General features: G+C 68.7%; 20 protein-coding genes. 8 read left to right on the top strand and 12 right to left on the bottom strand.

Annotated elements, in window-relative coordinates; genetic code table 11:
• The first annotated feature begins 87 nt into the window (after window positions 1-87).
• Together AAC691_RS16690 and lepB are read left to right on the top strand one after the other, a co-directional pair.
• Window positions 88-228, top strand: a complete 141-nt coding sequence (locus AAC691_RS16690; protein ID WP_342627725.1) for a hypothetical protein — start codon at window positions 88-90, stop codon at window positions 226-228.
• 286 nt (window positions 229-514) lie between these two features.
• Window positions 515-1279 carry a signal peptidase I gene (gene lepB, locus AAC691_RS16685; RefSeq protein WP_342630254.1) on the top strand — a complete coding sequence of 255 codons (765 nt, stop codon included), beginning with the start codon at window positions 515-517 and terminating at the stop codon, window positions 1277-1279.
• 170 nt (window positions 1280-1449) lie between these two features.
• Here the strand turns inward: lepB and AAC691_RS16680 are convergent, their stop codons facing one another.
• The 7 genes from AAC691_RS16680 to AAC691_RS16650 all read right to left on the bottom strand — a co-directional run bounded on the left by AAC691_RS16680 (window position 1450) and on the right by AAC691_RS16650 (window position 8304).
• Window positions 1450-2028 (bottom strand): thioredoxin-like domain-containing protein, encoded by a 579-nt coding sequence (locus AAC691_RS16680; protein WP_342627724.1) that lies wholly within the window; start codon window positions 2026-2028, stop codon window positions 1450-1452.
• Entirely contained in the window at window positions 2025-2561 is a 537-nt protein-coding gene (locus AAC691_RS16675) for a MauE/DoxX family redox-associated membrane protein (RefSeq protein WP_342627723.1), read from the bottom strand. The genes AAC691_RS16680 and AAC691_RS16675 overlap by 4 nt, the downstream gene beginning before the upstream one ends.
• Before the next feature lie 147 nt (window positions 2562-2708).
• Window positions 2709-3239 carry a hypothetical protein gene (locus AAC691_RS16670; RefSeq protein WP_342627722.1) on the bottom strand — a complete coding sequence of 177 codons (531 nt, stop codon included), beginning with the start codon at window positions 3237-3239 and terminating at the stop codon, window positions 2709-2711.
• Between the two features lie 38 nt (window positions 3240-3277).
• The gene (locus AAC691_RS16665; protein ID WP_323992980.1) at window positions 3278-3832 is read right to left on the bottom strand and encodes a methylamine dehydrogenase light chain; all 555 of its coding nucleotides are present in this window, start codon (window positions 3830-3832) and stop codon (window positions 3278-3280) included.
• Between the two features lie 54 nt (window positions 3833-3886).
• Window positions 3887-4507: a methylamine utilization protein MauD gene (locus AAC691_RS16660; protein WP_342627721.1), complete on the bottom strand. Its 621-nt coding sequence runs from the start codon at window positions 4505-4507 to the stop codon at window positions 3887-3889.
• Window positions 4508-4558: 51 nt separating this feature from the next.
• Entirely contained in the window at window positions 4559-5755 is a 1197-nt protein-coding gene (locus tag AAC691_RS16655; protein WP_342627720.1) for an amine dehydrogenase large subunit, read from the bottom strand.
• An 83-nt stretch (window positions 5756-5838) separates the two neighbouring features.
• Window positions 5839-8304 carry a TonB-dependent receptor domain-containing protein gene (locus AAC691_RS16650; protein ID WP_342627719.1) on the bottom strand — a complete coding sequence of 822 codons (2466 nt, stop codon included), beginning with the start codon at window positions 8302-8304 and terminating at the stop codon, window positions 5839-5841.
• 431 nt (window positions 8305-8735) lie between these two features.
• On the opposite strand from AAC691_RS16650, the gene AAC691_RS16645 reads away from it, so the two are divergent.
• The 3 genes from AAC691_RS16645 to AAC691_RS16635 all read left to right on the top strand — a co-directional run bounded on the left by AAC691_RS16645 (window position 8736) and on the right by AAC691_RS16635 (window position 13725).
• Window positions 8736-9674 carry a LysR substrate-binding domain-containing protein gene (locus tag AAC691_RS16645; protein WP_342627718.1) on the top strand — a complete coding sequence of 313 codons (939 nt, stop codon included), beginning with the start codon at window positions 8736-8738 and terminating at the stop codon, window positions 9672-9674.
• A gap of 172 nt (window positions 9675-9846) precedes the next feature.
• A complete protein-coding gene (locus AAC691_RS16640) occupies window positions 9847-12216 on the top strand; it encodes a TonB-dependent receptor domain-containing protein (RefSeq protein ID WP_342627717.1) in 2370 nt (789 codons plus the stop codon).
• A gap of 102 nt (window positions 12217-12318) precedes the next feature.
• A complete protein-coding gene (locus AAC691_RS16635; protein ID WP_342627716.1) occupies window positions 12319-13725 on the top strand; it encodes an amino acid permease in 1407 nt (468 codons plus the stop codon).
• A gap of 319 nt (window positions 13726-14044) precedes the next feature.
• Here the strand turns inward: AAC691_RS16635 and AAC691_RS16630 are convergent, their stop codons facing one another.
• Together AAC691_RS16630 and AAC691_RS16625 are read right to left on the bottom strand one after the other, a co-directional pair.
• Window positions 14045-14725: a Fe2+-dependent dioxygenase gene (locus AAC691_RS16630; RefSeq protein ID WP_323992993.1), complete on the bottom strand. Its 681-nt coding sequence runs from the start codon at window positions 14723-14725 to the stop codon at window positions 14045-14047.
• Entirely contained in the window at window positions 14725-17013 is a 2289-nt protein-coding gene (locus tag AAC691_RS16625; RefSeq protein ID WP_342627715.1) for a TonB-dependent siderophore receptor, read from the bottom strand. Before AAC691_RS16625 ends, AAC691_RS16630 begins: the two co-directional genes overlap by 1 nt.
• Window positions 17014-17219: 206 nt before the next feature.
• Between AAC691_RS16625 and AAC691_RS16620 the strand changes: the two genes are divergently transcribed.
• Window positions 17220-17915: a tetratricopeptide repeat protein gene (locus AAC691_RS16620; protein ID WP_342627714.1), complete on the top strand. Its 696-nt coding sequence runs from the start codon at window positions 17220-17222 to the stop codon at window positions 17913-17915.
• A 114-nt stretch (window positions 17916-18029) separates the two neighbouring features.
• Here the strand turns inward: AAC691_RS16620 and AAC691_RS16615 are convergent, their stop codons facing one another.
• The 3 genes from AAC691_RS16615 to xylB all read right to left on the bottom strand — a co-directional run bounded on the left by AAC691_RS16615 (window position 18030) and on the right by xylB (window position 23281).
• On the bottom strand, window positions 18030-19760 hold the full coding sequence (locus tag AAC691_RS16615) for a PEP/pyruvate-binding domain-containing protein (RefSeq protein ID WP_342627713.1): 1731 nt from the start codon (window positions 19758-19760) through the stop codon (window positions 18030-18032).
• Window positions 19750-21693: a hypothetical protein gene (locus tag AAC691_RS16610; RefSeq protein ID WP_342627712.1), complete on the bottom strand. Its 1944-nt coding sequence runs from the start codon at window positions 21691-21693 to the stop codon at window positions 19750-19752. The genes AAC691_RS16615 and AAC691_RS16610 overlap by 11 nt, the downstream gene beginning before the upstream one ends.
• 127 nt (window positions 21694-21820) lie before the next feature.
• The gene (xylB, locus tag AAC691_RS16605; protein ID WP_342627711.1) at window positions 21821-23281 is read right to left on the bottom strand and encodes a xylulokinase; all 1461 of its coding nucleotides are present in this window, start codon (window positions 23279-23281) and stop codon (window positions 21821-21823) included.
• A gap of 182 nt (window positions 23282-23463) precedes the next feature.
• Between xylB and AAC691_RS16600 the strand changes: the two genes are divergently transcribed.
• Together AAC691_RS16600 and AAC691_RS16595 are read left to right on the top strand one after the other, a co-directional pair.
• A complete protein-coding gene (locus AAC691_RS16600) occupies window positions 23464-24114 on the top strand; it encodes a LysE family translocator (protein ID WP_342627710.1) in 651 nt (216 codons plus the stop codon).
• Window positions 24115-24833: 719 nt separating this feature from the next.
• On the top strand, window positions 24834-25598 hold the full coding sequence (locus tag AAC691_RS16595) for a hypothetical protein (RefSeq protein ID WP_342627709.1): 765 nt from the start codon (window positions 24834-24836) through the stop codon (window positions 25596-25598).
• Window position 25599 lies beyond the last annotated feature (1 nt).

Raw genomic sequence — 25599 nt, 5'->3', positions numbered from 1 at the left:
CGCTCGACAGCCTGTACGGCGTCGCCGAGCGGCTCGTCCTCTTCGTCCTCCTCTTCGTCCAGCACGGCCACGACGACGACGACGAGCATGAACGGCGACGGCACGCTGACGACGACCGTCACCGACGCGCAGGGCGATATCCTGTCCCAAACCACCACTGGTACGCCGAACACGTCTTCCGGATCGGGACAGGGCGGCGTCGACCAGGGCGTCGATCTGTACGCCTGACCTGCCGCAGGGTCGATGTTCGCCGGTCCACATCGACCGGCTGATCCAGCTTCAGTCCCGCTGCGCCGCACAACTGTGACAATCGGCATGACTAATATCATTTACAACATGAACCCGCCGCCCTGCCTCTCCAAGAGCAGGCGTGCGGCCAGCCTGAAAAGGCCGAAGCAAGAGCGCAGTCACACATAGTCACCCAAAACAACGCCCAATCCGCCGGGATCGCTCCCAGCTTCCAGAAGGACTCACCATGCGTCATTTCCGGGCCCGACCAAACTTCCTGCGCTCCTTGTTTCGGCGGCAAAACATACGTCCAACGCGTGAGACGTTCAGATGGGTCCGAAGCTGGGGTATCTTCACCGGCCTGATACTCCTCAGCCGCGTCGCGCTCGCAACGCCCTATATCGTGCCATCGGGGTCCATGCAGCCGACATTGCTGATCGGGGATTATTTGGTGGCGCAGCCGTTGGCCTATGGCATCAGCACCGCCAACCTGCCGTTCGGCAACCGCCTGCCGCGGGGCGGACGACTGTTTCAGCGCCTGCCGCTGCGTGGCGACGTCGTCGTGTTCCGCAGCCCGGCCCGGCCCGACATCACCTTCGTCAAGCGTGTGATCGGGCTGCCCGGCGACTGGATCGGCCTTTGCGGCGGGCGGGTATGGCTCAACGGCCGTGAACTGCCCTGGAGGGACGAAGGACCGGCGCGTGAGGAACTGTCCGACGGCAGCATTGCCCTGGCCGAGCGTTTCACCGAAACGTTGCCCGGCGGCACGCGTCACCTGCTGCTGAAAACACCGGACGGCACGCCGCTGGACGATATGGCGGAGATCACGATCCCGGCCGGCCATTTGTTCGTGATGGGCGACAATCGCGACAATTCAGCCGACAGCCGCGTGCCGCAGGCGGAAGGCGGCGTGGGCTTGCTGCCGGTCTGGAATCTTCAGGGCAAGGTCATGGTCATCACCGCCTCGCGCGACAGCGCGGCATCGCACGGCGGCGTGGGCGATTATCTGGCGTCCATTCGCCCGGCCCGTTTCCTGAAATGGGTGGAATAGCCGGGCCAGCCATTACGCCCGTGCGGACGCCGGCCGGCGGAGCGAAAGGCGTCCGGCTGGCATGTCCGCATTGTGGTCGTGACATCATCGAGAGTCCGTGCGGGCAACTGTGCCGAGCCTGCGGCGGACCTTGAAAAGCGAGGTCCGAGCCGAGGTGCATGCCGGGGTGGCTATTCGGCGGCCGGGAGGGGGATGGCGCGGCCGGCGGTGGGGGGGATGAGGGTTTCGACCTGGCGGCGGGTGTTGACGACGTCCTTGGCCAGGATGGTGCCGTTGGAATCGAGCAGCACGAGGGTGGGAAGGCGGTTGATCTGCAGGACGAGGCCGAGTTCGACCCCCGTGACGAAGGGGATGGCGGCCAGGCTCATGCGGTCGCGCATGGCGTCCAGTTCGGGCGCGGCGCCGTCGCCGACCAGGATGGGGGTGAGGCCCCGGTCGCGGGCGACATCGAGCGCGATGGGCAGGACGCGTTTGCAGACCGGGCAGTCGGGGGCGACGAAGAGCAGCATCTGCACCGTGCCGGGGGGCAGGGCCTCGCCCAGCGGGAAGGGCTGCCCCGCGAGGGTGCGCATGGTGATGCGGGGGATGGCCTGGCCGGGTTCGAGCCCCGTATGGGCCTGTTGCGGGCCGATGGGGGCGATGCGTTCGTGCAGGACGCCGATCTGCCGCGCGAGGGCGAGCACCACGAGGATGAGGGAAGCGAGGGCCGCAAACAGCAGGAGTTGCGAGACGATCAGGGCGGCGATCATGCGGACTGGTCCTTGGGGCCGGCGGAATACAGGGCGGAGACGGCCAGCGACAGGGCCAGCAGGCAGGCGCCCGCCGCCAGCGCCTGGAGGCGCAGCAGGGGGGCCGCGGGCAGGCCGGCCAGGGCGGGCAGCAGGGCCGGCGGCACGAGGGCGAGCGTGCGCAGCACCGCGCCCCAGCCGAGGCGGGCGCCGGCCATGCCGGGCAGGCAGCCGCAGGAGAGATCGGTGCGGCCGCGCAGGACGTTGACCGCCATGGCGGCGGCGAAGACCACGAAGAGCAGCGCGCCCATGCAGGCGGCCGGGCGGGCGCCGAGGCCGGTGAGCAGGGCGGCGCCCAGCGCGGTTTCGACGGCGCCGAGCCCCCAGGCGGCCGGGGCGAGCAGCGCGTCGGGCAGCAGCCGGTAGGCGGCGAGCGTGGTGAGGAAATCGTCATGCCGGCGCAGCTTGGCGAGGCCGGCGGCGAGATAGAGCATGCCGATGGCGCCGGCGAGCAGCGCGGCGCCGAGCGGCAGCAGGACGGACGCGCCGGTCATGCCGGAGCCGTGCAGGCGGCGGCGCGTGCGGCTGCCGCGCAGAGGGACGCCCGGGCATGGGCCCGGAAGCGGGTCGGGATGGGGTGGCTGGGGTGGTGCATCATGCCCTGTCGCTGGATGTCCTGTCGCTGGCGGGGAAAAGTGCGTTCACTGGCGTGAGCGCGCGGCCTGGGCGGTGTCGTACTCCTGCAGCCCGGCGGCGGCGGGGCATGCCTGGACCACCGCCTGGACCAGGGCGGCGCGGTAGCCGTGCAAGTCGGCCACACGCAGGGGGCGGGCGCGGGCGGCCGCGACCTCGTCCGCCGTGTAGGGGCGGGTGTGGGCGGGGACGCTGGTGCCGCCGAAGGTGAAGACGACGAAATTCATCATCCGCGCGAGGTCCGGCGCCGGCAGGTTGGCGAAGGCGACGTTGGGCAGGCGGAGCAGATAGTCGCGCCCCTGGGGCGTGCAGAGGAAATAGCCGACCTGGCCGGCGAGGTCGGGCACCGCCTGGCGGCCGGAGCGACCCTGGATGCCGTGGCAGCCGCCGCAGCCGATGAGGTAGTGGGCCTGCACCGCCGGGACCACCGGGATGGCGGCGGGCGTGAGGGGCGTGGAAGCCTGCGCGAGGCCGCGCGGCGGCGCGGCGGCGGCGAGGACGGCCAGCAGGAGGGTGGAGAGACGGACGCGCGACCGCATGGAAGATCCCGGGGGCGGGATGCGCCCCCTGCCCTGCTTCAACTGGCCTGGCCGATGATGGCGGCGGTGGAGCAATGATAGGCGGTCGAGGCCGTGCCGAAGCACCAGATGATGTCGTTGCTGGCCTGCGGGCGGTAGATGGGCATTTCGCGGTCGGCGGTGTTGCAGTCGCACGCCTTGGGGGCGGCGCAGATATTGCGGCCGCAGCAATCGCGATAGGCGATGACGTAGGAACGCCCGTCGTCGGGATTGCGGCAGGTGCCGATCCAGGACACCGGCGAGGGCTGGGTGCCGGGCGGGCAGGTATGCACCCCGCCGCCGCAGCAGCCGCACAGGATGCCGTCGATGGCGCAATGGCGCCAATAGGTACATTTGGCGGGGTCGGTGGATTGGGCGCGGCGTTCGAAATCGGTGAGGACGGGCGCGGGCGGGGGCGCGGATTCGGCCTGGGCCCGGCTGACGGGCAGCAGGGGGAAGGCGGGGGCCGTGGCCATGACGGCACCCATGCGCCCCAGAACGCCGCGGCGCGAGGAACGGGCGGCCAGGCGGCGGGTGACGGTTTCACCCAGCGTGTCGAGGAAAGAGACCGGCATTGGCTTACACTCCTGGCTGCACGCGTGCGGCGTCATGGCCCCGGGCGGGCGGCGTCATGCCGCGCGGGGCCGGGCGTTGAGGTAGGATTGCACGGAGACATGGCCGGTTTCGCCGGCCACGACGAGACTTTCGAGATGTTCGCGGGTGTTGACCAGCCCCTTGGCCACGATCAGGCCCGAGGCGTCGAGCAGCAGGGCGAAGGGCAGCTTGTCCACCCCGAGCAGGCGGCCGATTTCGGGATCGTTGACGAAGCGCCCGGGGGACAGCGCGAAACGGGCGATCAGGTCATGCTGCATGGCGTCGGTGTCGTCGCCGAGGCAGACCAGGTCGATCGATTCGCGGCGGGTGAAATCCTGGGCGATCGGCAGGATCTTGCGCGAAATCGGGCAGGTGCCGGATACGAAGAGCAGCAGCGAGCGCATGCCGTCGGAGCGGGTGCCGCCGACCATCAGCGGCGCGCCGTCCATGGCGCGGGCCAGGCGGGCCGGCAGGCGCTGGCCGGGCGCAGGGCCGACCGCGGTCATCAGCGCGCCGACCGGGGCGACACGCGCGAACAGCGCGCGCATGCGGCGGAACAGCAGCAGGAGTACCGGCAGCACGGCGAGCAGCAACAGCCAGTCCAGGGCCTGGGCCCAGGCGATGAGGGCGAGCGGGCCGGGCGCGGCGTGGTTCATCGGCGGCCCGCCAGGGCGTGCGGGGAGGATGTCGGGCGCGTCATGGGGGCGTCACAGGTCGGGCACGATGCTCATCGGCCCGGCATGGGCTTCGAGCGTGCGGCGGACGGCGCCGGTCGCGGGATCGAGCACCGTGACGGCGCCGTCCTCGGCCGTGGCGAACAGCAGGGGCGAGGCGTCGGAGGTGACGGCGATGCCGCGCGCGGGATGCGGCAGGTCGATGCGGCGGACCAGGGCGTGGCGGGCGGGATCGAGTTCCCAGACCTCGGTCCCGGCGGTCTTGTGCGTCCAGTAGGTGCCGGCATGCATCAGCACGAACAGGTGGCCGCTTGCGCGGTTCCAGGCGAAGGGCTGCAGGCCGCCGGGACGCCAGGCCAGTTCCTGCACCCCGGTGCCGGCGGCCGGCTGGCCGGCAGCCTGCTGGATGGACCAGGGAGCGGCGATGGCGGGATGCTGACCCAGGGTCGCCGCATAGACCTTGCCGGTATAGGAGACGAACAGGGCGCGGCCGGTCGCATGGTCGACCAGGCCCTGTTCGAAGATCGGGTCATTGTTGGCGTCGAAGAACGGCCGGGTGTGGGTGATGGTGATCGCGTTGCCGCCCGTATAGCCGACATCGGTCAGCGAGCCGTCGCCGCACAGGCTGGAGAAACCGCCCGATTTCCAGGGGAAGATGAGGGCGCAGCCCGGGATGTCGACCGTGCGGGCGACCTTGGCGTGCGCGAGGTCGATGATGGTGACGGAGGTCGCCGGGCTCATGTTGAAGGCGTAGGCCCAGTTGCCGTCGGTGCTGACGTCGAAATCCTGCTGCTTGTAGACCGCGAGCGCGCGGGGCGGCAGGGGGATTTCGCGCAGCAGGGCGAGGCTGTGCGCGTCATAGACCTGCAGCAGGTCCTGGCGGGTGCCGTGATCGACGCGCGACCAGATCGTATCGGCCACGTAAAATTTTCCGTGGTCGGGCGAAAGCGCGATATTGCCCAGGATGCTGGCGGGCACCGTGCCGAGGATGCGCCCGGCGTCGGCGTCATAGATGGTGTAGGACTGGTCCAGCGTGGCCGGCAGGAACCAGTGCGCCGCGGCGGACGGCAGGGTGGCGACGTCGCTCTGTTCGGCCTGGAGCACCGGGGTCGGCGCCGCGCCGGCGGGTGCGGCACTCCAGCAGGCCGCCGAGGCGGCGACCGAGGCGGCGGCGAGGGTTGCGCGAGCCAGAGCCGGGAAGCGCCTGGCCGTGGAACCCGTGTTCGTCATGTCGCGTACCGCCATGCTGTCCCCTTCGCCGAATGTCCGTGCCCGCGGCCGCCCCGCCGGCGGGGCGGCCGTATGTTTCAAGATCAGAACTGTGCGGTGACGGTGCCGAAATATTCCCGGACGGCGCCGCGTTCGAGCGACTGGTAGTCGCCGCTCATCGGGAAGCCGTTTTCGCCCATCATCGCGATATATTTCGCATTGAACAGGTTATAGACGTTGAAGTCCACCGTAATGTTCTTCATCGCGCCGTAGCTGCCGAAACGATAACGCGCGCCTGCGTTGGCCAGCCAGTAACCGGGGATGTGCGTGTCGTTGAGGTAGCTGAATTCGCGCTTGGAATAATAATTGGCGTCGAAATGCACCTGGGCCGGGCCGTAGGTGTAGATCGCGCTGGTCTTGTACATGAATTCGGGGTAGCCGACCATCTTCTTGCCGGCCAGCGGATAGTATTGCTGGCCCGCCAGGACGTTCTGGCCGTAGGTGGCATGGTTGTAGCTGACGGTGTTGAAGATCGACAGCCCGCGCACCGGCACCAGCGTCAGCCCGGCATCGACGCCGTTCATCGTCGCGCTGTGGGTGTCGATCACGCTGGCGACCGGGTTGTTCAGCGTGCCCACCGAGGCCGAGATCAGCTTGTGCGAGATGTCGGAATGGTAGCCGTCCAGCGAGGCGATGATGCGCTTGGACGTGTAGCGGTAGCCGACCAGGTAGACCCAGTCGCGTTCCGGCCGCAGCGTGTGCTGCAACTGCTTGAAGGTCGGCTGGTCCTGCACCGACCAGGGCGAGGCGGAATAGCCGCCGGCGCCGGACGCGCCCACCACGTAGGAGCGCATGTTCTCGGCCAGGTCGAAATAGAGCTCGTGCCCGGGCAGGAAGCGCCAGTTGGCGCTGACATGCGGCAGGAAGGCGCCGACGGTGCTGAGGCTGCCGTTGGGCAGGGAGTCGACTCCGGTCACGTCAGGATTGTTGTAGTCCGAGCCGCCCGATGTCGTGACCGCCAGCGTCTTGAACCCGGCATGGACCGTGAGGTTGTGCAGTGGGCGCCAGGTGTCCATCAGGTGGTACTGCACCGTGTTGGTGGTCCAGGCGAAATTGTAGCTTTGCTGGAAGGCGGGGCCGTAGACGTCATAGGGGCCGACGGTCTCGACCGGCGCGCCCTGGCCCAGCAGCGGTTCGTTGTACCAATACTGGCCCGAGGTCTGGATGTTGTTTTCGTACCAGACGCCGGTCTCGATCGTGTGGTTGCCGAGCCGGTACTGGAGGGCGGTGTCGAAGCCCATGCGCTGCTGCCGGGGCTGCCACACTTCCTCGGACAGCGGCGCGCCGGTGGCGGACGGCGTGTTCGGGTCGCCATAGGTCAGGTACGACGTGTCGCTGTGGCCGTAGAAGGTGGTGCGCCAGCGCAGGCGGTCGGTCAGCGCGAAATCGAGATTCAGGCCGCCGAGATAATCGACCGTGTGCTGGCCGGCATCATAGAACGCGACCGTCTTGGGGTCCTGTCCGGTGATCTGGTCCCAGCCGGGCGGCAGGTAGGTGCCGGCCGCCGTCGCGTAGGCGGCGGCGTAGTTCGGGTAGAAGGATTCGACGCGCCAGCCGAGCTTGTTGAGGATTTCGAGCGATTTGTCGGAATAGCCCCAGACGGCCGAGTCGCTCCAGTTGAAGAAGGCCGAGATCGAACTGTCATGGCCGATCGGCTGCACCAGCTTGCCGTCGGCCTGCTGCATGAAGTCGGAGCCGCCGCCCTGGTACTTGCCTTCGTAATCGCGGGCATAGGAGGCGAAGAACTTGGTGCCCGACGCGTTGAGCCGGCCGCTGTCGAAGCGGGCATAGGTGCGGTACATCGCATAGGAGCCGAAGCCCTGCGACACCTTGCCGCCGATATGGTCGGCCGGGTCGTCGGTGAAGAACTGCATCGTGCCGCCCAGGTTGGAGTTGGACGGCAGGTTCACCGCGCCCGCGCCCTGGGACACGCTTTCGCGCCCGAGATCGTCGGGGATGACGGCGGTGAGGATGTTCAGCCCGTTGACCGAGCCGTAGCTCTGGTCGTTCAGCGGCACGCCGTCGAGCGTGACGCCGAGCTGATCCATGAAATAGCCGCGCAGATAGATGCTGGCGCCCCAGGTGTCGAGGCCGAGCGCGTCGGAGGAGCTGAAGCTGACGCCCGGGAGCTGGGCCAGGGATTTCAGCGGGTTGGTGCCGCCGACCATGCGTTCGATGGCCGCGCGGGTCACCACCTGTTCGGTATCGTGCGAGACGCCGCGGGTGGCGACGATGCTGACATCCTCGTTCCGGGCGGCGCGGGTGGCGGCGGGCACGGCGCGGCGCGCGGCCGGACGGGCGGCGGCGCGGCGATGCGCGGCGGACGCGTGGGCGTGGGGCGCGGCCGAACCGGGAGCCGGCGTGGAGGCCGGCTGGGCGGCATGGGCGGCGGACAGGGCGGCAGGAAGCGGGCTGAGCGTGAAGAGGAACAGCGATCCTCCGGCCAGCAGGCGGCGGGAACTTGTCGGAATCGTCTTGCGGGCCGGAGACATCGTCAGAAATCGCATCATTCAGCTTTCAGCAGTTTCAACCATCGTCATGCGGGCAATCATTGCCGCCGCAAATATTCGTACCAAAATGTTTCACCGCCAATGTTCGCTTGAACATCGGGCGGCATGGACATCCCAGCGATGCGGGGATTGCGGCAAAACGCCGGAATTAAATGACCAGGATGCCCCGGGATACCGGGAATGTGGCCGCAGGAACAAAGTATAGCCGTTTCATATGCTCGGGTTTATCGGATATCGGTATGAAACAGAATGTAGCCCCCTCGCTTTATTTCCAAAAGTTCCATTGCGTTGCCGAAATGCCACAATCTGATCGACGGACCGTACGCCCGAACCTGCGCGACGAATTCTTAGCCATACGTAATGATTCGCAGAAGTTGCCTTTGTTGCCGGATTGGTGACAAAAAGGCACCAGTATCTGGATGTGGAGTCCCATGGCGGATCGGCGCGTCTTCCCCCCGTTTGCCCCGTTGCGGGCGTTTGAGGCATTCGGACGGACGCGCGGCATCAGGCGGGCGGCGGAGTTTCTGTCGGTCGATCATGCGGTGGTCAGCCGGCATCTGCGCGCGCTGGAGCAATGGACCGGGGTGCCGCTGCTGGACCGCACGCAGGGCACGCTGACCGAGGCGGGCAAGGCCTATCACGAGCGGATCGCCGCCGCGCTGGACGAGATTGCCCAGGCGACCCAGGCGCTGCGCAGCGGCGATGCGCCGCAATTGTCGGTATGGTGCGTGCCGGGCTTCGCCTTTCACTGGCTGGTGCGGCGGCTGGGGACGTTTCGCGCCGAGCATCCGGGGATCGACCTGGTGCTGCGGCCGAGCGACGCGCGCGCGTCCTTCTGGTCGGATGGGGTGGATGCCGATATCCGCTATCGCCTGGACGGGGCCGCGGATGACGCGCCGCCGGGGATCAGGCGGGCCGAGCTGGCGCGGCCGCCGGTCTTTCCGGTCGCCAGTCCGGAATTCCTGCGCCGGGCGGGCGCGGTGGGGACGATCGCCGGACTGGCCGGGCTGCCGCTGCTGGCCGAAGGGGACAGCGACGAATGGCGGATCTGGTTCGCGCGCGCCGGGGCGGCGGGCGTGCAGGTCAGCCCGGCGGCGCGGATGTGGCATGCGCATCTGGTCCTGGCGGCGGCGCGCGAGGGACAGGGCGTGGCGCTGGCCAACCCGTTTCTGATGGAAGACGATCTGCGCAACGGCACGCTGGTGCGGCTGGGACCCGAGGGGGCGCCGTTTCCGGGGGTGGCGATCGGGGCCTATGCGCTGTTCGTGCCGGAAAACCGCTGGAATCGCCCGGCGCTGGTGCGGTTCCGCACCTGGCTGTCGCATATGGCCGAGGCGGTGCGGGCGGATGGGACGATGCCGGAGGGCTGACGCGGCGGCCGGGAGGGATCTGTTGTCGGGAGGCAACAGCGGGCGGAAAGCGGGGGGATTTTTTTCGGCCGCTTGTTGAAACGTTATATCATACGGTTTAGGGAGATCGGGCGGAGGGGCGTCACACGCCCCCTTTTCCCTTTGCCTGCTTCACCGGACAGATAGAGTGCGCATGTTCCCGACCCGCCTCCAGACCCGTCGACCCGCCCGTCTTGCCTCGCTCGGCCTGTTGCTGTCGGGGGTGGCGCTGCCCGCCATGGCCGCCATGCCGCCGGCCGGCCCGCAGCCCGCCCAGAGAGCCACGTCGAAAGCCGTGTCGAAAGCCACGTCGGAGGAGGCCACCCGGAAGGCGGGCCAGAAGGGTGGGCAGCAGGATGGGCAGAAGGGCGCACCGCCCGCCGCAAAGACGGAGGACGGTGCGGGGGGACGGTCGTCCTTCGGCGTGGATGCGGCCGCGTCGGCGCCGGAGCGGATTACCGTGACGGCGCGGCTGGACCGGGCGCGGGCGGCGCTGCAGCCGGATACGGGGGCCACGACCTATCGCTTCGACCGCCATGCGATCGAGACCGTGCCGGGCGGGGACAATGCGCCGCTGAACGGCGTGCTGCTGCAGGCGCCCGGGGTGGCGCAGGACAGTTACGGGCAGATCCATGTGCGCGGCGACCATAACGAGGTGCAGTTCCGGCTGGACGGGGTGCAGTTGCCGGAGGGCCTGACGGTGTTCGGGCAGACGCTGATGACGCGCTTTGCCGATTCGCTGTCGATGACCACCGGGGCGCTGCCCAGCGAATACGGGTTTCTGCAGGCGGCGGTGATCGACATCACCACCAAGAACGGCGCGACCAATCCGGGGGGCGAGGCGTCGATCTATGGCGGGGCGCGGGATTATTTCTTTCCGTCGCTGCAATATGGCGGGCAGAGCGGGAAATGGGATTACTTCGCCACCGGGGATTTCGTGCATGACCGGGTGGGAATCGAGAATACCACGCCGCGTTTCAACGCGCTGCACGACCTGAGCAACCAGTACCATTTCCTGGGGCATCTGCGCTATACCGCCGATGCCGATACGCGGATCAGCCTGATCGCCGGGGTGTCGAACGCGGAATACCAGTTGCCGAACAATCCGGGCCAGCAGACGCAGTTCCAGGAACCGTCCTTTGCCGGCAGCACGCTGGCGCAGCATCTGGCGGGCAACGTGGACAGCGCCAGCCTGGACGAGCGGCAGAAGGAGATCACGGATTTCGGCATCCTGTCGCTGCAGAAGGAAATCGGCCGGGTCAGCCTGCAGAGTTCGGCCTTTCTGCGCTATAGCAGCCTGGGCTATTCGCCCGACATGCTGGGGGACCTGGTCTATAACGGGATTGCCCAGCGGGCGGCGCGGTCGGTGTTTTCGACCGGGACGCAGAGCGACGCGACCTGGCGGGTGGCGCCGCGGCATACGCTGCGCTTCGGCTATCAGGTCTTCGTCGAGCGGAACGTGTCCAAGACCGATTCCCTGGTCTATCCGCAGACCGGCGCGGATGCGGCGGGCAATCCGGAATTCGGGAGCACGCCGGTTGCGATCCATGACGGCAGCGGGCTGACCGGGTGGATCTGGGGCCTGTACGCGCAGGACGAATGGAAGCCGGTGCGCGACCTGACGGTCAATTTCGGCCTGCGGATGGATGGGGTGGAGGAATATACCCACCAGCAGCAACTGAGTCCGCGGCTGAACCTGGTCTGGACGCCGCGCGCGGGCACGACGCTGCATGCGGGGTATTCGCGCTATTTCACGCCGCCGCCGTTCGAGGTGGTCAGCGGCGGGTCGCTGGACAAGTTCACGGGCACCAGCGCGGCGCCGGCCAGCGCGCAGAGCAGCACGGTGCGGGCGGAGAGCGACCATTATTTCGACGCGGGGATCATGCAGCGGATCCTGCCGGGGTGGCAGGTGTCGTTCGACGCCTATTACAAGCTGGCGCACAACCTGATCGACGAGGGGCAGTTCGGCGCGCCGATCATCCTGTCGGGATTCAATTACCGGCGGGGACAGGTGAACGGCTATGAGGTCGCGACATCGTACGATCGCGGGCCGCTGTCGCTGTACGGCAACATGGCCTGGTCTCGGGCGATCGGCAAGGACATCACCAGCGCGCAGTTCAATTTCGACCCGGAGGACCTGGCCTATATCCGGCAGCACTGGATCTTCCTGGACCATGACCAGCGCTGGACGGCGTCGGCCGGGGCGGCGTACAGCCTCTTCTACCGCACCGGGCACCCGATGCGCCTGTCGGCCACCATGGTGTACGGCAGCGGGCTGCGGGCCGACGGCGCGGTGCCGAACGGGATGCAGCTTCCGCAATATGTGACGTTCAACCTGTCGCTGGTGCAGTCGTTCCAGGACCTGTTCCGGGTGCCGTTCCTGAAGCGCACGCAACTGCGGCTGGACGTGACCAACCTGTTCGACCGGAGATACGAACTGCGCGACGGCACGGGGATCGGCGTGGGGGCGCCGCAATATGGGCTGCGGCGGACGATCCTGACGGGGATTTCGCAGCGGTTCTGAACACCCGGCCGCGCCGGGCGCCCGGGAAATTCCGGGCGCATGACATTTCGACCCCGTTATCTATAATCGGCCGCCGACGCAGTTTGGCGCAGGAGGCCGCGCATGAAGACCACCGATGCCCATTCCGTCCTGCGCGGGCGGCATGTCGCGATGATTTCGATCGGCGGGGTGATCGGGGCCAGCCTGTTCGTCGGGTCGTCGAGCGCGATCGCCACGGCGGGGCCGGGGGTGTTCCTGTCCTATCTGCTGGCCGGGCTGATCATCCTGTGCGTGACGCGGATGCTGGGCGAGATGACGGTGGACGATCCGCAGGCGGGGTCGTTCGTCGCGCATGTGCGGCGGGGGCTGGGCGCGCGGGCGGCGTTCGTCGGCGGGTGGATCTATTGGGTGATGTGGGCGACGATCCTGGGGATCGAGGCGATCGCCGCCGCGTCGTTCCTGGCGCCGTTCGTCCCCCTGCCCTTCCTTGTCACGGAATGCCTGGTGATTGCCGCGATGACGGCGATCAACCTGTTTTCCGTGCGCGGATATGGCGAGTTTGAATTCTGGTTTTCGATGACCAAGATCATGACCATCGTGATCTTCATCGCCATCGGCCTCTGGGCCCTGCTGGGGACGCACGCGCAGGTGGTGGCGCGGAACCTGGCCGGACAGGGCGGGCTGTTTCCGCATGGGGGATCCGCGCTGCTGGCCTGCATTCCGGCCATCATGCTGTCGATGGCCGGAGCCGAGATCACCACCATCGCCGCCACCGAGACCAGCCATCCGGCCGAGAGCGTGGGGCGGGCGACGCGGTCGGTGGTGCTGAGGATCCTGTTCTTCTATCTGGGGTCGATCGGGCTGATCCTGTGCCTGACGCCGTGGGAGGCGGTGGTGCCGGGGCGGTCGCCGTTCCTGACCACGCTGCAGCGGATCGACATGCCGTTCGCGTCGCTGCTGATGACCGGGGTGATGCTGGTGGCGACCCTGTCGGCGCTGAATTCGGGGCTGTACGTGACCTCGCGCATTCTGTGCGAGCTGGCCGAGGCCGGGGACGCGCCGCGTTTTTTCCTGGCGCGCGGCCGCAACAACACGCCGCGGCGGGCGATCCTGGCGGGCTGCGTGATCGCGGTGGCGGTGGCCGTGGCGGGGATGATGTCGCCCGGCGTGGTGTTCGCCTTTCTGGTCAGCGCGACGGGGACGTTCGTGCTGTTCGATTATGTGCTGATCGCGCTGGCGCAGATCCGGCTGCGGCGGCGGGCGCGGGCGGCGGGGCTGGTCCCGGCGCTGCCGATGTGGTGCTTTCCGTGGCTGTCCTATGTCACGCTGGTTACGCTGGTCGGCGCGCTGCTGACGATGCTGGTGGCCAGCGGCCATACGCGGCGCGAGATCGTGCTGGGGGCGCTGACGCTGGGGCTGATCGTGCTGGCGGAGCGGGCGACGCTGGCGCTGCGACGGGGCGCGGAGCACGAAAAACGCGCGTCGGACTGCCGCCAGCGCGCAGTCCCAGATGGGGCTCCTGGAGCCTGACCGGGACTTTGGGCTGGTGAGCGGGAGCGGCCCGACAGAGCCGCGCCCGGCGTGGGTTTTCGAGCACCGAAGCGGAGTGGCCTTGATGGCCACGAGCATCGGAGCGCAGGAAACGCGCGCAGGATCGCCGTCAGCGCGCAGTCCCAGATGGGGCTCCTGGAGCCTGGCCGGACATGTGGGCTGGTGAGCGAGAGTGCCGCGCAGCGGCACGGCCGGCGTGGGTTTTCGAGCATCGGAGCGGAGCGGCCTTGTAGGCCGTGAGCACCGAAGCGCAGGAAACGCGCGCAGGATCGCCGCCAGCGCGCATGTCCGGCCAGGCTCAGGGGTCGGCCCAGCGGCGGACCAGGTTATGATAGACATTGGTCAGGGACAGGATGCGCGGGTCGTCCTGCAGGTCGGCGGCGAGGTCCTGCAGGGTGCTGTCGAGGTCGAACAGGATGCGGCGCCGGCCTTCGTCGCGGACCAGGCTTTGCATCCACATCACCGCGGCCAGGCGCTCGCCCCTTGTGACCTGGGTCACGCGATGCAGCGAGGAGGACGGGTAGAGCACCATCGAACCCGCCGGCAGCCGGACCTCACGCGGGCCGAAGACGTCGTCGATCACCAGGGCGCCGCCGTCATACGCGTCGGGCGGGCTCAGGAACAGGGTCGCGGACAAATCGGTGCGGATGGTGCCGCGCGCGCCGTAGCGGATGGCGTTGTCGACATGGTTGCCGAAACGGTCGCCGCTTTCGGCGCGGTAGCGGCTGAAGACCGGCGGGAAGATGCGCTGCGGCAGGGCCGCCGACATGAAGAGCGGGATGCGCCCCAGCGTGCGCGCCAGGGCCTCGCCCAGCGCCAGGGCGGTCGGGTCGTCCTCGGCCAGTTGCTGGTTGCGCTTGGCGCGGGCCGATTGATGGCCGGCGGTAGTCCGGCCGTCCTGCCACGGGGCGGCGGCGAGCTGGGTGCGGAACGACGCCAGTTCGGCGGCATTCAGCACATCGGGGATGACGATCAGCATCAGAAATTCGCGCTGAGCGAGAACAGGGCGGAGCGGGCCGGCCCGACGACGACATGGGTGGGGTGCAGGGCGCTGTAATAGAGCGCGTTGGAGATGTTGGCGATATTGACCTGGGCGGCGAGGGAATGCGTGATGTGGTATTTCACCATCACCTGCGCCGTGGTGTAGCCGGGCGCGCGCTCGATCACCGTGGTGCCGGCGATGGGGAGGGAACTGGCGGTGCGGCTGGCGACGTAGTTGACGCCGCCGCCGATGCTGACCGGCAGCCGGGGCAGGTGGTATTCGGTCCAGAACGCCACGGTATGTTTGGGCGCGTTGGGCGGCTGGTTGCCGAGTTCGAGCCGGTTGGGCGAGGCGATGACGCTGACATCGTCATAGCTGTAGCCGCCGAAGACGCTCCAGCGGCTGGTGAGATTGCCGGTGGCCGAAAGTTCGAAGCCCTGCGAGCGGTAATTGCCGGCCAGGATCGTTTCGGTGGCGTTGGCCGGATTGGTTTCGCGCACGTTGGTCATTTCGATCCGGTAGGCGGCGGCGGACAGCGAGAGCCCGTGCATTGCCCATTTGCCGCCGAATTCGAAGGTGCGGGATTGTTCGGGCGCGACGGCGGCGGTCGAGGCGGTCAGGGCGATGTTCTCGCCCGACGGATCGAACGACGTGCCGTAATTGAAATAGAGGCTGCTGTCCGCGGTCGGCTTGTAGACCAGCGCGCCGCGCCAGGTGGAGACCCTGTCATGGCGCGTGACATGCACCGCGGGGGCCACGATCTGCTTGTAGTCGGTCGTGTAGTCGTCCCAGCGCCAGCCGCCGATCGCCTGCCAGTGGGTGCCGAGGGAGATCGTATAGTTGAGATAGGGCGCGTAATCGTGCGAGGTCGCGCCCGACATGCTGCGCAGGCGCGACGCGAAGGGGAAATCGGCGCCCTGGTCCGGGTCGAGCAGCGACGTTTTGGTCTGCGGATAGGTGTAGCGGGTGATGTCGGCGGTCTGGCGCTGGATTTCGAACCCGAAGAGGAGCTGGTGGCGCAGCGAGCCGGTGCGGTAATCGGCGTTGCCTTCGAGCTGGTTGTCGAGCAGGGTCGAGGGGCCGCTGAGCGCCAGGGTGTTGCGCGTGACCTGGATCTGCGACAGGGGCACGGAGGCCGGCGCGATATTCGTATAGGGCGTATAGCCGAGGATCTGCGGTTCGACCGCGCGCTGGGCGGTATTGTAGGTGGAATAGCGGACCTGGTCATGGAAAGTCAGGTGCCGGCTGACATCATGTTCCAGCCTGATCGTGCCGACATTGACCGCCGAACGCAGATAGTCGCCGGGATAGCCGTAGAAATTGGATCGCGGCGTGGGGGCCGGCACGCCGTTGAGCCAGGTCGTGCCGTAATATTGGGTGTCGTAGGATTGCTGGCGGAAATAATCGATCCGCAGATGCGTCGCGGTATTCAGGCCGAAGGCGAGCGAGGGCGCGATGCCGTAGCGGCGCGTCGCGGCGAGATCGATCCCGGCCAGGCCGGCCTGCTGCACCATGGCGTTCAGCCGCCAGGCGAACCCGCCGAGCGCGGCGCCGGCGCGGCCGATATCGGCCGTGAGGCGCTGGGTGCCGTCGGTGCCGAACGACAGGGTGCCGGCGGTGACCGGCGTCATGCCGGCGCGCTTGGTGACCTCGTTGATCACGCCGCCGGTCGAGCCGCGCCCGAACAGGCTGCCTGACGGGCCCTTGAGGACCTCGACGGTTTCGAGATCGAACGGGTCGCGATAATAGCTGCCGAAATCGAGCATGCCGTCGCGATAGAAATCATTCTGCGCGTTGAAGCCGCGGATCGACAGATTGTCGCCCTGCTGCGCGCCCTCGCCCGCCGCGATGCTGATGCCCGGGACGGTCCGCAGCGCATCGAGCATGTTGGTGGTGTTCTGGTCCTGCATCAATTGCTTCGGGATTTCGGTGATCGTCTGCGGTGTGTCCACCAGCGACGTCATGATCCGGTCGAGATGCGGCTGCGTCTGCTGGTAGCCGCGCCCCTGCCCCGTCACCAGCAGGTGCTCGGCCGGACGGACCGGGGGGTGGACGGCTGCGTCATGGCCGGCGTCGCGGTCATGGTCGTGGTGCCGGTCGTGATCGCGAGAGCGATCGGGGGCGTGCAGGCCGTGGCCGGCCCGGGGACGCGGGTCGGGGCGCTGCGGCTCGGCCGCGCGGGCGTCGCCGGGCATCAGCCAGCCCGCGCCGAGCACCAGGCCGAGCGTGGTGGCGCCCATGCGGCGCCGGCCGGAGGATGGGGACATGTCGGAATGGGTTGTCATGCGAGAGCCTGAACGTTATTGCGAATTATTCTCATTCGTAATGCGAGGGGATCGCCGTGACAATCCGCCTTGGACAGATTTTTTGTCGGCCTATCGGGAAGCGCCCCAGAAAGCAGTTCTGGGGACGGCTTTGGAGAAGCCCGCCGGCGCGGCCGGCCGTCTCGCCGGAGGGGGCGCGCCTGCTGGACTGGGCGGCGCGCGGCCATGTGGAGGCGCAGCTTCTGCTGGGGCAGGCGCTGCTGGACGGCGTGCATCTGGCGCGCGACGCGGCGCAGGCGGTGGCCTGGTTCACCGTCGCGGCACAAGCGGGCCATCCGCCCGCGATGAACATGCTGGGCCGCTGCCTGGAACGCGGCTGGGGCTGCGCGCCCGATGCGGCCGCGGCGGCGGGCTGGTACGGCCGGGCGGCGGAACGCGGCGACGATTGGGCGCGCTATAACCTGGCCAATATGAGGCTGCGCGGCCGGGGCGTGGCGCGCGACCGGCGCGCGGCATGGGCGCTGTTCCTGGCGGCCGCGCGGGCGGGCCATGCGAAATCGATGAATCTGGTGGGCCGATTTCTGGAGGAGGGATGGGACAGGCCGCGCGACCGGGAGGCCGCGCGGCTGTGGTACCGGCGCGCGGCGGAGGCGGGCGATTACCGGGGCCAGCACAATCTGGCCAGCATGCTGGCGGAAGACGGCGCGATCGACGGCGCCGTCGCCTGGTGGCATCTGGCGCTGGAGGCGGCGACGCCGGACATCCTGGCGGCGATGCGCGACAGCCTGGCACGCATCGGCGATGCCGGGCCGGGCCATGTGGGGGCGGCGGCGCTGCGCGCGCGGGTGGCCGAGCGCCTGGCGGCGCATCCGGCGGCGGCCGAGGCATCACCAGGGCTCCGCCCTGGACCCGGCAGGGCCTGAGGCCCTGCACCCCATTTATTTGATAACAAACGGGTTTCCAAAGGGCGACCGCCCTTTGGTGGGTTCAAGGGCAACGTCCTTGCCGGGCAGATCCCACGCTCGATCCTACGGCCCTCATGCGGGTGGGGCGGCGCGCCAGGCGGCGATCTGGGCCAGGTCGGCCTCGGGGCGGTCCTCGGTCATGGGAACATGGCCGGCGAAGACCTGACCGGTCTCGCCATCCAGGGTGATGTCGGCGCCCTGGGGGAACGGATGGCCGGCGATCCGGCAGCTTTGCCGGTCCGGGGCGATGGTCAGGCCGGGACAGCCGACGATCGCGACCTTGCCGAATTCGCGGGCGACCACGGCGGCATGGCTGGTGCGGCCGCCATGGGCGGCGAGCAGGCCGTCTGTGCCGGTGATGGCGTCGATATCCTCGGTCAGCAGGTCGGTGGTGACCAGGATGGTCCGGCGGCCCTGCCCCGCCAGCGTGCGGGCGGCGTCGCGGCTCAGGACGACGGCGCCGGTCACCGCGCCGCCGCCGGCGGGAACGCCGCGCGCGATGGCGTCCTGCGGCGGCCCGGCGAGGCGGCGGCGGGTGAGAGCGGCGGCGTCCAGCCCCTCGACCCGGCGCAGGGCCTCGGGGATGGAGATCAGGTTCTCGCGCGCCATGTCGACCGCGATCCTGAGCCGGGCCCGGGCGGCGCATTTTCCGGCGCGGGTCTGCAGCAGATAGAGCTGGCCCTCTTCCACCGTGAATTCGAAATCCTGCATGTCGTGGAACTGGTGTTCCAACTGGGTTGCGATGCGTGCCAGGGTCTGGGTTATTGCCTGGGCCTGGGCTGTTGTCGGACCCGTTGTCGGACCCGTTGTCGGACCCGTTGTCGGACCTGTCTGGGGCATGGCACGGGCGAGTTCGGCGGCGGGGGCGACCAGGGTGCGGCCGGCGACCAGGTCCTCGCCCTGTGCGTTGAAGGCGAAATCGAGATAGAGGCGGCGTTCGCCGGTGGCGGGATCGCGGGTGAAGCCGACGCCCGAGCCCGATTGCGGGCCGGAATTGCCGTAGACCATGCGCTGGATGGTGACCGCCGTGCCGGGCAGGCCGGTCAGGTTGCGCAGGCGGCGATAGGTTTGGGCCCGTTCGGAATTCCAGGAGCGGAAGACGGCGTCCACGCCCTGGGCGAGCTGGTCCATCGGCGTGTCGGGGAACGGGACGCCGCCGGCGGATTCGAAAATATCGAGATAGCGCAGGGCGAGGTCGCGCAGGGACAGGCTGTCGAGTTCGGCGGCCGATGCGGCCTGGCCCGCGCGCAGGATGGCGGTCAGCCCGTCATCGAACAAGGCCGGATCGAGGCCGCGCACGATCTGGCCGAAGGCGCGGATCAGCCGGGCGAAGCAGTCCCAGGCCAGGCGGGGATTGCCCGACAATGCGATCAGGCCCGGCAGGGTGGCGCGGGTGAGCCCGACATTGAGCAGCGTGTCGAGCATGCCGGGCATGGAGACGGGGGCACCGGAGCGGATCGAGACCAGCAGAGGGCGGTTGGGATCGCCGAAGGCGAGGCCGGTCGCCTGTTCCAGCCGATGCAGGGGCCCCGCGACCAGGGCGCGGAAGGCGTCGGCCGGGGGCGCGCCGGCGGCCAGCCACTGGGCGCAAAGCGTGGTCGGCAGCACGAAGCCGGGCGGCACGGGCAGGCCGGCGGCGGCAAGGACCATGAGGTTGAACGCCTTGCCGCCCAGTTGGGCGACCGCGCCGTCGGGCGGGGGCAGCACGCCAGGTTCGATGACCGGGATGGCGTCGACCGGGACGGGCGCGACCTGGATAGGTACGGCCGGGATGGGATGGGTCGAGATGGGATCAGGGGGCAAACCACTCTCCTACGGCGTGGTCGGACAGCAGGCGGCCGGCATTGAGCAGGGCATCGGCCACGGATTCGAGCGCCCCGGCGATGGCGGTGGCGAGCGTTACGGTCCTTGCGTCGAGGTCGGCATGCATCAGCCGGGCGAAGACGTCGCGCTCGGCCGCGTCGGTGGCATGTTCGTGGGCGTGCAGCCGGTCGAACAGGCCGATCAGCAGGCGCATCTCGCGCCGGGGCATGCCCTGGTGCAGGCTGCGCAGGGCACAGAGCAGGCGGACATAGTCCTTGGCCGCCATGACCGCCTGCGCGGCCAGTTGCAGCAGGGTCGCGCGGATGTCGGCGGGCAGGTCCGCGGGCAGGAACTGCAGGCGGAAGGCCGCGTCCTCGAACTGGTCGGCGGCGTCGTCGGCGTGGGAGGCGATGGCGCGCCAGGGGCGGGATTTGTCGTCGCGGCACAGGCCGCAGATGTGCCCGACCTGGCGGTCGGCCAGGGCCTCCCAACGCTGGGCGCGGGCGGCGGCGGCCAGCAGGTCGGGCACGTTGCCCAGCAGGGCGGCGTGGACCAGGCTGCCGAGATCGAGGATCAGCGCCGCGTGGTCGATCGCGTCGTCGAGGATGCGGTCGGCCATGGAGGCGACGCGGGTCATCAGCTCGGCCTGCAGCATGTCGCGGATGGCGGGCGGGGACTGCCCGTTGCGCAGGGCCTCGCTGGAGGTCCGCAGGGCTTCGCGCAGGAAGGCCATCGTGCCGTCCTGGCCCAGCGCGCGCTGCATCGTGCCGTAGGACCCGCCGGTGAGCTGCGAGACGGTGTCCAGCAGGTCGCCGATCATCGTCTCGCCGCCCGCCTCGAGATAGGCGCGGTGGCCGTATTCGTGGTCGGCGGCCCAGTGCAGCAGGGCGACGGCGGCCGGGCCGGACACGAAATGGCGCAGGCTTTTGCGCGCCTTGTTCCAGTCGATGAGAAAGACCAGCGACGCGCCCAGGGTTTCGAGCGCCGCGTCGAGGGCGGGAAGGTCCGCGGCCTGGAGGATGCCGGTGGCGAGGGTGAACTGGCCCTGTTCGCTGCCGGGCAAATGGCGGCTGGATTGCGTCCAGGTCAGGGCGGGCAGGCGGTTCTGGAAGAATTCCAGGCGCTGCCTGTGGATGTCGCTGTGCAGGACCGACAGGCGCGGGGCCTCGTCCCGCCCCTCGATCTGCACGATCAGGACGTGGGCGTCGGTGGTGCCGAGATCGTTCTGGATGATCAGGCGCGGCCCGTCGCGCATGGCGTTGGTCGCCAGCCCCGGGTGGTTGAACTTGAGCGGCGCGGTGCGGTTGAGCCCGCGCATGAAGGCGGCCACGCGCTGCCGGTCCCTGTCGTCCAGGCGATAGGCGCGGGCGCCGGCGATATCGGTTTCGGCCAGGCCGGCGGCGATGTCGTTGATCGCCCTGTGCAGGTCCATGACCAGGCGGTGCAGGGAATCGGCGCCTTCGGCCGGGACGCGGCAGAGTTGCGAGACCAGGCCGGGGGGCAGGACATCGTCCGCGACGCGGATGGCGGCGCGCTGCGCGTGCTCACGCATACCCAGGCCGTCGGCGGCGGCCTGGTCGAGGAGGCCGGCCGCCGCCCCGGCCTCGGCCGCCCGGCGCATGCGGGACAGGTCGTCCAGCAGGGCGGCGATGACGGCGCCGGCCTGCGGCACGCGCAGGCCGGCCTGTGTCCGTTCCAGCAGGGCGGGCGGATCGTAGAGCACGGCATGGTCGAGGCCGGCGAGCGTCCGTTCGGCGGTGAGGCCGGCGAAGGGCTGGCGGTCGTCGCGGCCGGCGGATGCCTCGGCCGCCTGGAGCCAACTGAGCGCGAACTTGATGCGGCCGTTGGCGGCGAGCGCCTCGGCCAGCAGGTTGGGCAGGAGCAGCGCCGGTTGCGCCAGTGCCGCCACCGCTTCCTGCTTCTGAATGGTCATGACCCCTCCCCGGGCGCGGGATGCCATCCCGCCCCGGGAGTGTGGGCATGGCGGGGGCGGGAATCGACCGCGCCGGCGGGCGGTCGATGGAATGTGAAAGGGGCGGAATGTGAAAGGAGCGCCCGTTTCAGGCGGTCAGGTCGTGGAGCGCGGGGTAGAGACGCCGGAAGCGTGCATAGCGTTCGGCGTAGAGCGGGACCGCGTCGCGGTCCGGTTCGACGGTGCGGGCGGGGTTGAAAGGACGCAGGGCGTCGGCCTGGCTGGTGCCGTGGGCGATCATCGCCAGGCGGGCGGCGCCCAGTGCCGCCGCGTGTTCGGCATTGTGCGGGATGACCAGCGGGCGGTCCAGCACGGTGGCGATGATGCGGGTCCAGGCGAGGCTGCGTCCGCCGCCGCCGATGATGGGGAGCGGGCCGGCCGGCGATTGCCGGCCTGCCAGCAGGTCCTGCCCCAGGCGCAGCGAGAAGGCGACGCCTTCGAGCACCGCGCGGGCGAGGTCCACTTCGTCGGTCATCGCGTCCAGGCCGATGAAGGCGCCACGGGCGGCGGGGTCGTGATAGGGGGTGCGTTCGCCGCGCAGATAGGGCTGGAACAGGATGCGGCCCGGTGCCGCGCCGCGCGCCTGGACCTTGTCCAGCAGGGCGGCGATGTCGGGTTCGCGGCACAGGGCGGCGACCCAGGCCAGGCAACTGCCGCCATTGAGCATGGCGGCCATCTGATACCAACGGCCGGGCAGGCAGTGGGCGAAATCGTGCAGGCTGATATCGGGGTCGGGATCGTAGGATTCGCGCACCGCGACATAGACCGCGCCGGTGCCGAGCGAGAGGAACGCCTGCCCGGCATCGGCGCAGCCCAGCCCCGCCGCGCCGACGGGCGTATCGCCGCCGCCGGTCGCCACCACGACATCCGGCGACAGGCCGAGTTCCCGCGCCACGGCGGGGCGCAGGTGGCCGGCGGGGGCCGTGCCCTCGGACAGAGGGGGCAGGGTCGCGCCGTCGAGGCCGATCGCGCCGAGGATCGGGGCGGACCAGGCGCGGGCGGCCTGGTCGAAGAGCTGGGTGCCGGCGGCGTCGGACATGTCGGACGCCGCCTGGCCGGTCAGCCACAGGCGCAGATAATCCTTGGGCCACAGGACATGGCGGATCCGGGCGAACAAGGCGGGTTCGTCATCTTTCAGCCAGAGCAGTTTCGCGGCGCTGAAGCTGGCCATGGGGCGGACGCCGGTGATGCGGGCGAGGCCAGGGACCGCCTGCTGCAAACGCAGCGCCTGGTCCTGGCCGCGTTCGTCGTTCCACAGCAGCGCCGGGCGCAGGGGACGCCAATCCCGGTCCAGCGGCGCGACGGAGTGCATCTGCCCCGACAGGCCGATGGCGCGGACGGCGGCGAAGGCCTGCGGCGCATCGGCGCGCAGTTGCGCCAGCACCGCGCGGGCGGCGGCGATCCAGCTTTCGGGATCCTGTTCGCTGATGCCGGGGCGCGGCTGGAGCACCTGCGACGCGGCGGTGGCGGCGGCCAGTACCGTCTGGCCGTCATCGACGAGAATGGCCTTGGTGGCGGTGGTTCCGAGATCGAGTCCCAGATAGGTCATGAGCCGGGTCCTTGCAGGCGGGGAGCGAGGCCGCCGTGATGCAGGCGGCCCTGGGATTCTGGATCCGGGACCGTAGCGGCTGCGGCGATGTGCGCCGAGGGGGGCGCGGACATGTGATCGCGCCGGCTTGACCGGGCGCGGCGCGCGGGTCATTTCTGATCCGAACCAAGAGGAGAGACGCGATGCCCCCTGCCCCGCAATGGATCGGTTTCGCCCTGCTGGCGCTGGGCATGGCGCTGACGCCGGGACCGAACATGGTCTATCTGATTTCGCGTTCGATCTCGCAGGGGGCGAAGGCGGGGCTGGTCTCGCTGGGAGGTGTCGCGCTGGGGTTCGTCATCTACATGCTTTGCGCGGTCCTGGGGCTGACGGCGCTGCTGCTGGCTGTGCCGTTCGCCTATGACACGGTGCGGCTGGCGGGGGCGGGCTATCTGGCCTATCTGGCCTGGCAGGCGCTGCGGCCGGGCGGGCGGTCGCCGTTCCAGGTGCGGACGCTGCCGCGGGACAGCGCGCGGCGGCTGTTCACCATGGGGCTGGTGACCAACCTGCTGAATCCGAAGATCGCGATCATGTATCTGTCGCTGCTGCCGCAATTCATCAGCCGTGCGCCGCACGGGAGCGTGCGGGGCGACATCCTGAGCCAGTCGCTGATCCTGGGCGGGACGCAGATCGCGCTGAGCGTGGCGGTGAACGCGGTGATCGCGGTGATGGCCGGCACGATCGCGACCTTTCTGAACCGGCGCCCCGCCTGGCTGCGGCTGCAACGCTGGGTGATGGGCACGGTCCTGGCCGGGCTGGCGGTGCGGATGGCGACGCAGAACCGCCCGGCATAGGCGCGGCAGGATGGTCGGGGCGTCCAAGACACCGGGACGGGACCGGCGAGAATGCTGCGGCATGTCGGGCTGGAGGGGAATTATACCTGGGTCAATTCGACCGCGCGCATCCGCCGGGAGACGTTGCATCCCTGCCCTCGGCCTCGGACAACGATTTCAACGCGGCGCTGCATGACGAGAATGGGCGCCTGAGCGTGCGGGCGGCCAGCAACCTGAATGCGTCGACCGATATCTATTCCGCCATCTATTCCGCGGCGTGTTTCCGCCTCGACCTGGGGGTGGCCTGTGCGATTACGCGGAACCGAAGGTCCAGCGACAGCCGGCCCATCCGGGACGCCCCGGTCGTGGTGACAGGATCGGGGCGGCCATCGTCCTGACGGCGCAAGCCGCAACCACATTAACAATAATTTAATAATCTGCGCCAGAAAACCCTGCGCCGTTCAGAACGTAGAAAGATTTGAAATTTCGTAACGAAATGAGGTCAGAGAGCGAATTTTACGCGCGAGGACAAGTCTCGTCCTATCGGTCTTCTGCGATTCGACATCTTATGTGTCTATTTTTAAATATTCGGGAATGGGTTTATGGCGTCGTGCGCGGTGGTTTTGAAGTCCTATATGTGGAACGACTTCATTTCCAGACAATTGAACCGGCTTCTCTCCGGTGCCGGTACTCTCGATGTATATCTTTCTATTGACGAAACGGCGGGCTCGGCGGGGCCCGTGCCCTATGACAAGGTGCTGAGGACGAATCAGGGCGAGATGCTGGAACTCGGCCTGGCCGACCGATATGAGAAAGGCAGCCTGCTGTGGTGGAATGCCGACTATACGCACTATCAGGTTCTGAACGTCATACCCGATTATGATTATTATCTGTTTGTGGAGTATGACGCGTGCATATTGGGCAGCATCGCGGAATTCGCGAACGCGGCCATCCTGTCCGGCGCCGAGACCGTCTTTCATCCACGGGACGACCTGGACGGCTGGTGGTGGACGCGATTCCATAAAAACCTCTATTCAAGCGAGGAATTTCGCGGCGCGTTGAATTGCGTCCTGATGCATTCCAACCGGGCGTTGCGCTATCTCTGGCAGCGGCGGCGCGAGATGTCCCGGCGGACGGACATCGATTTCTGGCCGCTGAGCGAAACCTTCGTGCCGACCGAACTGCATCGCGGCGGCTTTGCCACGGCGCCGCTTTCCCGATTCGGCGACCTGAGCCGGTATCACTGGTTTCCGCCGATCCTGGAAGACGATCTTGATACGCTTGGCGTGCAGGAACCTGCCTTCGTGCATCCGGTCCGCGACAAGGCGGGCTATATTGCCAGCCTGCTGGCGAACACGAATGCAGTGAAGGATTATTTTCTGCCCGGCAGTCCCATGCGACAGGCATTGGCGCGGTTCCCGGGGGAGGTCACCCGGGGGCGCCTTTACCGTGCCGCGCTGGCACGCGGCAGAACGGCCCTGCGGGAGCGCTTGGGCGCGCCGTGAC

It is taken from the genome of Nguyenibacter vanlangensis, from assembly GCF_038719015.1.
GTDB classification, from domain to species: Bacteria; Pseudomonadota; Alphaproteobacteria; order Acetobacterales; family Acetobacteraceae; genus Gluconacetobacter; species Gluconacetobacter vanlangensis.
The sequence above is the reverse complement of the archived record's forward strand: the minus strand, read 5'-3'. Positions and strand labels throughout refer to the sequence as shown.